This is a genomic window from Marinobacter sp., assembly GCF_041687235.1.
Classification (GTDB): domain Bacteria; phylum Pseudomonadota; class Gammaproteobacteria; order Pseudomonadales; family Oleiphilaceae; genus Marinobacter.
This window is the reverse complement of the sequence record NZ_JAWLCH010000019.1, coordinates 42,335-53,910: the sequence shown is the minus strand read 5'-3', so window position 1 is coordinate 53,910 and position 11,576 is coordinate 42,335. Positions and strand designations below refer to the sequence as shown.

3 protein-coding genes are annotated in these 11,576 nt (G+C 59.7%); 2 read left to right on the top strand and 1 reads right to left on the bottom strand.

All coding sequences use genetic code 11. The features are described 5' to 3' along the window. The coding region (locus tag ACESMK_RS18145; protein WP_373001683.1) for an NAD(P)/FAD-dependent oxidoreductase at window positions 1-1,185 on the bottom strand (1,185 nt) is incomplete at its 3' end. 293 nt (window positions 1,186-1,478) lie between these two features. On the opposite strand from ACESMK_RS18145, the gene ACESMK_RS18140 reads away from it, so the two are divergent. Both ACESMK_RS18140 and ACESMK_RS18135 read left to right on the top strand, forming a co-directional pair. Beyond that, the gene (locus ACESMK_RS18140; RefSeq protein WP_373001681.1) at window positions 1,479-2,738 is read left to right on the top strand and encodes a DUF2254 domain-containing protein; all 1,260 of its coding nucleotides are present in this window, start codon (window positions 1,479-1,481) and stop codon (window positions 2,736-2,738) included. A 236-nt stretch (window positions 2,739-2,974) separates the two neighbouring features. Further along, on the top strand, window positions 2,975-11,542 hold the full coding sequence (locus ACESMK_RS18135) for a GH36-type glycosyl hydrolase domain-containing protein (RefSeq protein WP_373001679.1): 8,568 nt from the start codon (window positions 2,975-2,977) through the stop codon (window positions 11,540-11,542). Window positions 11,543-11,576 lie beyond the last annotated feature (34 nt).

The following is an 11,576-nucleotide window of genomic DNA, read 5'->3' as shown; positions in this document are numbered from 1 at the left end:
TTTGGTTAATGGATGCGGGCGACGTTCGATCTGGGCACAAAGCAAATCGGCCCCGAGCATGCTTTGGGTAATGCCGTTAACACCACAGGCCAACGCGAAGAGCACACGCGGCCCGTACTGCGGATGAAGACCGAACAGCGGCAGGCCGTCACTGGTTTCAGCGAAAGTGCCAGCCCAGGCAAAGGCCGGCGGTGCATTCAGGTGAGGAAACAAACGCGCGACCTTGCGCTGCAGAGTAGCCGCCTTTCGGTCGACTAACCGATCCCTGCGCGCCGGGACGTCACGGTCGTCGTCTTCGCCGCCCACCAGGAGCCGCCCATCGCCGGTGCTTCGCAGATAAATATAGGGCCGGGACGACTCCCACAGCATCGTGTTTGCCAACCAGCCAAGCTGGGCCGGATCGACCGGATCACTGATGTAGGCATAGCTGCTGAGGTTTTTCGCAACACGCTGGCGCAACCAGCGTTGCGATTCATAGCCACTGGCAACGACGGCGTGTTTTGCTTTTATCGCCATGCCACTGTCGGTGGTCAACTGAACCGAACGCTCGGTAGCCGTTAGTGAGGTCACCTCCGTGCGATCGAAAACGCGTGCGCCCTGACGGTGAAGCCTTTCAAGCAACCTGGATGCAAGGCGATAGGGATCAACCCGGGCGGCCACCGAGCTCAGGATGGCAGCTGGCGCTTTCAATCCGTATTCGTCCTTGAGTCCCGCCCGGTTCAGCCAGCGAACCGGAAACCTGTGCTTTTTCCGCCAGGCGAATTCATCAGCCAGGTTTGAGAGATCACTGCACTTGCTGGCGTAGTACAGGCTGTCACAAGTAGCAAAATCAACATCTCCGACTTCTTGAGCCAGTTCTCCGATCTCACTGATTGCGCGTAAACTGGACTGATACGCCAGGAGCGCTGAGGTCTCGTCATAGCGCTTTGCCAAGTCTATGGCATGCGTATCGATTTCATACTGCAGCAAGGCCGTGCTGGCTGAAGTACTGCCCCAGCAGACGTCGCGCTGATCAACCACGACAACATCATGACCATGGCCAGCCAACTCATCAGCGATCAGCGCGCCGGTGATGCCAGCCCCCATCACGACCACATCACAGCTCAGGTCAACATCAAGCTGGGGGAAGGCATACATCAGGCCGTTTTTGACCGCCCAGAACGGGTATCCGCTTTTCAGATCCATCGGTCACTCCTCGGAAATCAACGTGGGTAGAGTCTACCCGCACCCACGACTGCGTCGGTGCGTTTTCACACTGAGCGAGCGTGGAGCCTGCAGCAATTGCCATATCTGAATCGCAACGTTTCTCGCCACTCCGTTTGTTTGCGCACAGAGAGCGCCTCCCAATCGGTTGATAATTGATGGTCAGAAATCGTCAAGACGATGCATCCTCCCTCTCTGGAGAAGACCATGGCTACGAAAAAGAAATCTGCCAATAGCGTTCCTGGCCCACTCGAAACCAACGACATAGTCGCGAATTGAGCCTGGATCGGTTTCGTTTCGCCTTCAGCCGCATCAAAGAGCGTTTGTGGGTCAAGCCGCTGGTACTTTGTGTGCTTTCTATTGGTGGCACCTTCATTGCCAAGCTGGCTGACGATGTGGGGCTTTCCGGCGCTCTACCCGAAGTTACGCTCGAATCCGTTGAGTCCCTTCTGTCCATCATGGCGTCCAGCATGCTGGTTATTGCGACTTTTGCGGTAGGCTCAATGGTCGCGGCCTATGCCTCCGCAAGCACCGGTGCGACTCCTCGGTCCATACCTCTGGTTATTTCAGATGATGTTACCCAAAACGCCTTGTCCGCATTTATCGGCGCCTTCATCTTCAGTATTGTTTCCCTGATCGCCGTCAAAAACGATTTGTTTGTTTCAGCCGGCCTGTTTGCGATATTCGTGCTTACCCTCCTGGTGTTTGCCATTGTCATCATCACATTCGTTCGCTGGGTGGACAGAATTGCCCGGCTTGGTCGGGTGGTAAACACCATTGAGCAAGTCGAAAAGGCCGCGTGCGAGGCACTGGACCGGCGCCGCCATGCGCCCACACTGGGAGCGCAGAGAGCCTCACGGTATGCGGCCAGGGCTGGTGCTGTCCCCGTGTATTCGTCAACGGTGGGTTATGTCCAGCACATTGATCTGGAGATTCTGCAATCCAACGCGGAAACCCTTGATTGCCACGTCAGGGTAACAGCGCTGCCCGGTACCTTTCTGACCACGCACCGCCCGCTGCTTTATGTTGAGGAGGCTGCGGCGGAGTGCGAGGCGGTCAATCAAGACGCCTTGACTAACGCCTTCACGATTAGCTCAAACCGCACCTTTGAAGATGATCCCCGTTTCGGGCTTCTTGCATTGTCGGAAATTGCCGACAAGTCTCTGTCACCAGGCATCAATGACCCGGGAACCGCGATCCATGTCATCGGCACCATGGTACGGCTTTTTACACTTTGGCAATCGCCGCTTGAAAAGGACGGATTACGGCCGATCTCCTATGACCGTGTATCCGTTCCGGAGCTGGAGATCGATGACTTGTTCGACGATGCCTTTACGGCGATCGCCCGCGACGGCGCCGGTATGGTCGAGGTCGCCATTCGACTGCAAAAGGCCTTGTGTGCGCTGGCCGAAACAGATGACAGTGCCATGGCCGCTGCGGCCAGAAAACACTCCCGGATGGCAATGACACGGTCGGAGCGCGCGATGTCACTCCCGGAAGATATTGATGCTGTGCGCAGAGCTGCCAGGCTCTGATGTGCTGTAAAAACACCTCCGGCTTGACGCGGCTGGGTCACAGCCACTGTGCGATACCGCACCGACTGGTCAACGGGTCACTGGCTACCTTCTGCAATGGGAGATGCTGGTAACGGATGTGCCTCGTCGGACAACCGGGCATAGCTAAGGGTTAGCAAGGAGCGATAACCATCAAAGCGTTCAGATTCTCGGTCCGGACAGGGAGTGGGCTGGACCATGATCAGGATACCGCGCTGTTGCGCGCCGAGCTGTTCAGCATTGAGCAGCTAAAACGTCATGCGCTCATTCTCGCAGAGCAGCATGAACTCGACCCGCGTCCGGGAGCCGACAGGCTGCTGCCGAGGCTGGCAGATAATGCGCGTGTGCTGCTGGGCACCTATGACGTCGTTACCGCCGCCGCGACAACGGGACAACGGATCGTGCCGACGGAAGCCTGGCTTCTGGACAACTTTTACCTGATCGAGCAGCAGATCGGCCTGGCCCGTCGACACCTTCCGCGTGGATACAGTCGGCAATTGCCGCGCCTGGCCGATGGCCAGTCAGCCGGTTTCCCCCGCATTTACGACCTGGCGCTGGAACTGATCTCCCACATGGATGGCCGGGTCGACAGCGACAACGTTACCCAGTTTGTTGCCGCCTACCAGACCGTAGAACCTTTGAAGCTGGGAGAGTTGTGGGCCTTCCCTATCATGCTGCAACTGGCGCTGCTGGAAAATCTGCGCCGCGTGGGCGTTCGCATTGCCCGACGGCGCGAGGAGCGCGACGCCGCCATCCGTTGGGCCGACCGGATGCTTGTCGCAGCCGAAAGCGATCCGAAGCAACTGATTCAATTGTTGGCAGAATTTGCCCACGCCGACGTGCCCCTGACCGCGCCGTTCGTGGAAGAGTTTTATGACCGGCTGCAGTCGCAGGGTCCCGCCATGGCCTTCGTTCAAACCTGGGTCGAACAGAAACTGCACGAGCAGGGTGTGACCGCAACGAAGCTTTCGGAAGCGGCCGGGCGCACTGACGCAGCCAACCAGATATCCATTGCCAACAGCATCGGCAGCCTTCGCTTTATCGGAGCCATGGACTGGAAGCATTACGTGGAGTCGCTGAGTGTCGTCGAAAAGACGTTGCGTGAAGACCCAGCGGGCATTCACGTTTTGCAGGATTTCACGACGCGTGACCGGTACCGGCATGTCGTGGAGGACGTGGCCCGGAGTAGCAACTGTGACGAAATCGCCGTTGCGCGTGAAGCCATTGTCCTCTCTCAGGCGGCTGCCGCACAACAGGGCCGGCACGACCGCAGTGCGCACGTTGGCTATTACCTGATTGCTCGGGGGCGACCGCGTCTGGAGCATGCGGTTGGCTGCCGTCTCTCGTTGAGAACCCGGGTAAAAAGGGCGAGCCGGCAGGTCCGCCTGCCCCTGTATATTGGCCCCATCCTGCTACTGACGCTGATCATGACAGCAGGCTTGCTGAATGTGTTTGGTGGATTCGCACCGAATGACTGGCGCTACTGGTTCTTTGCGATGGCTGGTGTGATGGGCACTTCGGCGCTGGCGGTTGCACTGGTAAACCTGGCGGTCACGCTTTTTGTACCACCGCGGGCCTTGCCACGCCTGGATTTCTCACAAGGTATTCCTTCTGCTCACCGCAGCATGGTGATCGTTCCCACCTTGCTAAGCAGTCGGCAGGACATCGATAACCTGCTCGAGGCCCTGGAGATACGCTATCTCGGCAATCGTGATCCTAATCTGTACTTTGCCCTGCTGACGGATTTTCCCGACGCACCCAAACAAACCCTATCGGGCGATTCGGCCTTGCTCACCCACGCACGCGCAGGCGTCGAGGCGCTCAACAAGACCTACGGCGACGATCGCCCCTGTGTTTTCTATCTGTTTCACCGGCCACGGCTGTGGAATCCATTTGAGCGGGTGTGGATGGGCTACGAGCGCAAACGCGGCAAGCTCGAGCAGTTCAACGCGCGGCTTCGGGGCGAGGCAAATACGGCGTTCTCGGACATCGTCGGCGATCAGTCTATCCTTGGTTCTATCCAATACGTCATTACTCTGGACACTGATACGCAACTGCCGCGCGACGCGGCACGCTCCCTGATCGGTAATCTCGCTCATCCGCTCAATCGACCAGTCTACGACGCCAGCAAGGGCCGCATCGTCGAAGGCTATGCGATTATGCAACCGCGTGCCTCAATCAGCCTGATCAGTGCCGGCAGGTCACGCTTCGCCAGACTGTTTTCCGGTGACTCTGGTCTCGACCCCTACACGCAAGCGGTGTCGGATGTTTACCAGGATGTGTTCGGGGAAGGTTCGTTTATCGGCAAGGGCATCTACGACGTCGACGCGTTTCGTCAGGCCGTCGATGGGCGCTTTCCGGAAAATCTCATCCTCAGTCACGACCTGCTGGAAAGCGGCTACGCACGCTCCGCCCTGGTGACCGACGTCGACCTGATCGAGGAGCAACCGGCCAGTGTTGCCATCGATGCCAGCCGGCGCCACCGCTGGATACGGGGCGATTGGCAACTCGCCGGTTGGCTGCTGCCCCGGGTGCCGGGGCCACCCGTTGGCAATGGAAGCCGATCAAAACGGCAGGTGAATCCACTGTCCGCCCTGTCACTGTGGAAGATTTTTGACAATCTGAGGCGCAGCCTGGTGCCAATGGCGCTGCTTGCCCTTTTGATGGGGGGGTGGCTCTCTGGCGCGGGCCCCGCATGGGGATGGACCCTGCTGGTACTTGCAATCATGCTCCTGCCCGTGGTCCTGTCAACCCTGATCGATCTGATTCGCAAGCCGGAACGATGCAGGTGGCTGGTGCATCTGAGCGTGACCGGAAAATCGGCGGGCCGTCCGATTGCGCTGGCCCTGCTGACCCTGGCCTTTTTACCCTATGACACGGGAAACAGTCTCGGCGCAATCTGGCGTTCAGGCATGCGTATGCTGTTCACCCGACGCGGACTGTTACTGTGGCAGCTCCCCGGCTACGCACGTCGCAATGCATGCCGTTCGCTGGCAGATTATGCCCGCGAAATCTGGATCGGGCCCGGCCTCGCCAGCGGCGTGGCGGTTGCCCTGGCAATGACAGACGCCCGTCCGGCTACATGGCTCGCAGCGGCCCCCATCCTGTTGTTGTGGCTGGTATCACCCGTGGTCGGCTGGTGGATCAGCCGGCCACTGGTCACCCCTGCCCCAGGCTTGAGTGGAAAGCAGGAAATGTTCCTGCGCGTCGCAGCCCGCCGCACCTGGCGCTATTTCGCAGACTTCGTCGGCCCGGATGACAACTGGCTGCCGCCCGACAACTTTCAGGCCTGGCCTGCCCCGGCCATTGCCTCACGCACCTCGCCCACCAACATCGGCATGTCTTTATTGGCAGACCTGGCTGCGGTCGATTTTGGTTATCTTACGGTAGGAGAGTGTCTTCGGCGCATCGGTCACACCGTCGCCACGATGGAAAAGCTTCAGCGCTACCGCGGCCATTTTTTTAACTGGTACGACACCCAAACGCTGCAACCACTTCACCCGCAATACGTCTCTTCGGTAGACAGCGGCAACCTCGTTGGAAGTCTGCTCACCCTGCAGGCAGGGTTGGCTGAACTGAAAAGCCAACCGGTGCTGTCCTTCAATGCCCTGCAGGGGCTGCAGGACACTCTGCAGATCGTGGCCGAAGAGCTACCCGCCTCGCCGGCCCCGGAACTGACAGACAACATTCGTGTGCTTCAGGACACCCTGCGAGCACTCACACTGGAAGGCCCTCCCAAAACCCTGGCTTCCGCGGTCAATGCCCTGGACCAGATTCATCGAACCGGAACAGCGCTGATGACCTGGCTACCGGTGGATGTCGACAAGGATGGCGAGCTGGTTTACTGGGCACGTTCGTTCGACCAGCAATGCCGCGCGCTTCGCGAAGAACTTACGTTTCTGGTGCCCGAGTCCTGGCAAGGCAGTGGCCTTCCGACCCGGATCGAATTGGCCTGCAGCGGTGGCAGCACCCATGCAGCCTGTGCACAGGCGCAGATCGACCAGATCGACAACCTGATGAACCGCTGCCGTGTTCTGTCAGAGATGGACTTCGAATTTCTCTACGATGCCGGGTGCAGCCTGCTGACGATCGGCTACGACGTCAGCGAGCGACGCCGCGACCCTGCTTGCTATGACCTGCTGGCATCGGAGGCGCGGCTGGCCAGTTTCCTGCTTATTGCGCAGGGACAGGTGCCGCAGAAGCACTGGTTCGCGCTCGGGCGACTGCTGACCAGTCATGGCGGAGACGTCAGCCTGATTTCATGGAGCGGCTCGATGTTTGAATACCTGATGCCGCAACTCGTGATGCCGAGCTACGCACATACCCTGCTGGACAAGACCTGCAGGGCCGCCGTCTCGCGTCAGATCGAATACGGCCGGCAACGCGCAGTACCCTGGGGGATTTCTGAATCCTGTTACAACGCTACGGACTTCAACCAGGTCTATCAGTATCGGGCGTTCGGAGTACCCGGGCTCGGCTTCAAGCGGGGTCTGGGTGATGACCTCGTGATCGCGCCTTACGCCAGCGCGCTGGCTCTGACGGTGATGCCACGGGAAGCCTGCCGCAATCTCCAGGTGTTGGCTGATCAGGGATTCCTCGACGCCTACGGTTTCTATGAAGCCATCGACTACACCCCGACACGTGTGCCCCGGGGCAAGCCCCATGCCATCGTGCATAGTTTTATGGCACACCATCAGGGCATGAGCCTCCTGGCATTTGCTCATGTACTGTTCAACCAGCCGATGCAGCGCCGCTTCATGTCTGACCCACTCGCACGGGCAACCGAACTGCTGTTGCAGGAGCGGGTGCCGAAGAGGGGGGACACTCTGCACCCGCACGCAGCCGAAGTGAGCGCGGCCGCGCGCCCCCCTAGTGCGGATGTTGGCGAGATCATGCGTGTGTTTACTGACCCGAACACTCGTCTCCCCGAAGTTCACCTGTTGTCCAACGGTCGCTACCACCTGATGGCAACCCATGCCGGTGGTAGCAGCAGCCGCTGGCGCGACCTCACCATCACCCGCTGGCGCGAGGACGCCACCTCTGATGGTTGGGGCACTTTCATTTACCTTCGCGACCACGATGACGGAAAGTACTGGTCGGCTGCATACCAGCCAACCCTGAGCAAGGCCGACTATTACGAGGCAATTTTCGTGCAGGGCCGCGCAGAATACCGGCGACGCGACCATGCAATTGAGGCACATACGGAAATCAGCGTGTCCCCGGAAGACGACGTCGAGATCCGTCGCGTCACGCTCACCAACCAGTCGCCGGGCACCCGTCACATCGAAGTGACAAGCTTCGCGGAAGTGGTGCTGGCGCCCCTGAACGCCGACCTGGCCCATCGCTCGTTCAGCAACCTTTTCGTACAAACTGAGATTCTGCCTGGCGAGCGGGCAATCCTCTGCACCCGACGCCCCCGTGTACCGGGCGAGCAGGTCCCCTGGATGTTTCACCTGCTGGCCACACCGGGTTCGATCGCCAGCAAGCCCTCCTGTGAGACCGACCGCGCCCGATTCGTCGGGCGTGGCCGTACCGCGGTCAATCCGATCATGCTGGCCAGCGGGGACCGCTCGTCAACCTTGTCGAATACCCAGGGAGCCGTGCTCGACCCCTGTGTGGCGATTCGAAGCACAGTGACGTTGTCTCCCGATGAATCCGCCAGCGTGCAGATCATTTCCGGAGTGGCAGACACACGCGAGGCCGCTCTGGCCCTGCTCGAGAAATACTGTGACCGGCATTTTGTCGAGCGGGCGTTCGAGATGGCCTGGTTCCAGAGCCAGGAGGTATTGCGGCACCTTAACGCGACCGAAGCCGATGCCCAGATTTTCGGCCGCCTCGCCAACTCTGTTATTTACGGCAATGCCCTGCGACGTGTTTCACCCGGTGTCATCGCTCGCAACCAACTTGGGCAATCCGGATTGTGGCGATTTGCCATCTCCGGCGATTTGCCCATTGTTCTGCTCTTGATCGGCGACCTGAGCCGTATCGATCTGGTCAAAAAAGTGGTGCAGGCACACGCCTATTGGCGCTTGAAGGGCCTGGCCGTCGACCTGGTTATCATCAATGAAGGTTTCTCCGGTTATCGTGCGGAGCTGCAGGATATGATCATGGGGCTGATCAATGCGGGACCGGAAGTGCAGGTTATCGATAAACCCGGCGGTGTCTTCGTTCGGCGGGCCGAAGAGCTTTCAGAAGACGAGCGCGTGCTGTTGCAGACCGTATCCCGCATCGTCTTCAGCGACACCGCCGATACTCTCATTGAGCAAATAGATCGTCGCGTGTCTCCCGAACGCGCATCGGACCTGCTGGAGCCCCCGCTAAAGGCGGGCACTGAACCGGTTTATCCGCTGGCGCCACGGGAGCGCATTTTCAGCAATGGTCTGGGCGGCTTCACCCCTGACGGCCACGAATACGTTGTCACACTGGAACCAGGACAAACCACGCCGGCACCCTGGGCCAACGTGATCGCCAGCCCGCACATCGGGACAGTGATCAGTGAGAGTGGCAGCGCCTATACCTGGGTGGGAAACGCGCACGAATTCCGTCTGACCTCGTGGCACAACGACCCACTGTCTGACGCCAGTGGCGAAGCGCTCTACATCCGTGACGAAGAAACCGGTGCATTCTGGTCGCCGTCGCCGCTACCTGCCCGTGGCCGCTCGGGCTACGTATGTCGGCATGGCTTCGGTTACAGCGTGTTCGAGCACCTGGAGGCCGATATCGCTTCTGAACTGTTTACCTACGTTGCAATGGATGCGCCGGTGAAGTTCCTCGTCATCAAGCTGCAGAACCATTCAAAGCGTACCCGTAGCCTGTCGCTCACCGGCTACTGGGAGCTGGTGCTCGGAGAGTGGCGACACGCCAATCTGATGCACATCGTCACTGAAATCGACCTGCATACCGGCGCGCTGTTTGCCCGCAATGCCTACGGGCGTGAGTGTGCCAACCGGGTGGTGTTCGCGCAGGTCAGCGAACCCGAGCGCTCGATGAGCGGAAATCGCACCGAGTTCATCGGCCGCAATGGTGTGCTTGCCAATCCGGCGGCGATGCGCCGGAAGCGCCTGTCGGGCCGGATCGGGGCTGGCCTTGATCCGTGCGCCGCCATTCAGACCAGGATTGAACTTGAGGCGGGCCAGGAACGTGAAATCGTGTTCGCCTTCGGCGCAGCAGATACCGCGGATGAGGCACGGCGCTTCATTCAGCAATACGGCGGCCGGGCAGGCGCACGACACACGCTGGAATCGGTATGGGAACACTGGAACCGGACCCTGGGCGCAGTCAACGTCGACACACCGGACGTGGCGTTGAACCTCTTGGCCAACGGCTGGCTGGTGTACCAGACCCTGTCGTGCAGGCTTTGGGGGCGCAGCGGCTACTATCAGTCGGGCGGGGCCTACGGTTTCCGCGATCAGCTGCAGGATACCATGGCACTGATTCATGCAACGCCATGGCTCGCCCGCGAGCAGTTAGTCAGGCATGCCGGGCGACAGTTTCTGAAAGGCGACGTTCAGCACTGGTGGCACCCGCCCAATGGACAGGGCGTGCGAACCCATTTCTCCGACGATTATCTGTGGTTACCGTATGCCACCTGCCGTTACGTGCGGGCAACCGGCGATACCGGCGTGCTCGACGAGCCCATTCACTTTCTCGAAGGCCGCGAGTTGTATGCTGATGAGGAAGCCTACTACGACCAACCGCAACGGTCGCCAGAAACGGCCAGCCTTTACGACCACTGCGTGCGCGCTCTCAAGTACGGCCTGAAATTCGGCGCCCATCATTTACCGTTGATGGGTTGCGGGGACTGGAACGATGGTATGAATCTGGTGGGTAAGGACGGCCGTGGCGAAAGTGTATGGCTGGCCTGGTTCCTGATCGAAAATCTCGAGCTGTTCGCCGACTTGGCCCGTGACCGCGGTGATGAGGGGTTTGCCAAACTGTGCCACGCGGAGGCGATACAACTTCGAAGCAACACTGAGGCCCAGGCCTGGGACGGTGCCTGGTATCGACGAGCCTGGTTCGACGACGGCACTCCATTAGGATCAGCCAGCAACGATGAATGCCAGATCGATTCGATAAGCCAGAGTTGGGCGGTCATCTCGAAAGGCGGCGACGAGCTTCGGGCCCGTCAGGCCATGATGGCAGTGGACCAGCGCCTGGTCCGCCGCGACAGACAGATCATCCAGTTGCTCGACCCACCCTTTGACACATCCGATCTCGAGCCTGGCTACATCAAGGGCTATATTCCCGGCGTACGCGAAAACGGCGGTCAGTATACCCATGCCGCGATCTGGACCACGATGGCATTTGCCATGCTGGGCGACACCGAACGGGCCTGGGAATTTTTCGCCATGCTCAATCCTGTTAACCACGGCAGCACGCCTGAGTCCATCGAACGCTACAAAGTCGAGCCCTACGTCATGTGCGCGGACATCTATGGCGTGTCGCCGCACATCGGTCGCGGCGGCTGGACCTGGTACACCGGGGCGGCGGGCTGGATGTACCGACTGACCGTGGAAACCCTGTTGGGTCTGCAGCTGGAAGTGGACCATCTGCGGATCGCACCCTGTATGCCAGCCAATTGGGATGGCTACAAGATCCACTACCGATACAGAGACACGGTCTACCACATCAGCGTCGGAGGCGTCGGTGGAGCCTCAGGCTCAGTCACCAGAGTGACCGTGGACGGCGCCGAACGAACCGACTTGCGCATCCCTTTAATTGATGACCATCAGGAGCACCTCGTCGATGTGTACCTGGGCCAGGAGCATCTTGCAGGCCCGATATGAAAACGGCAGGAGCTTTCGCCCCTGCCGTCTATTC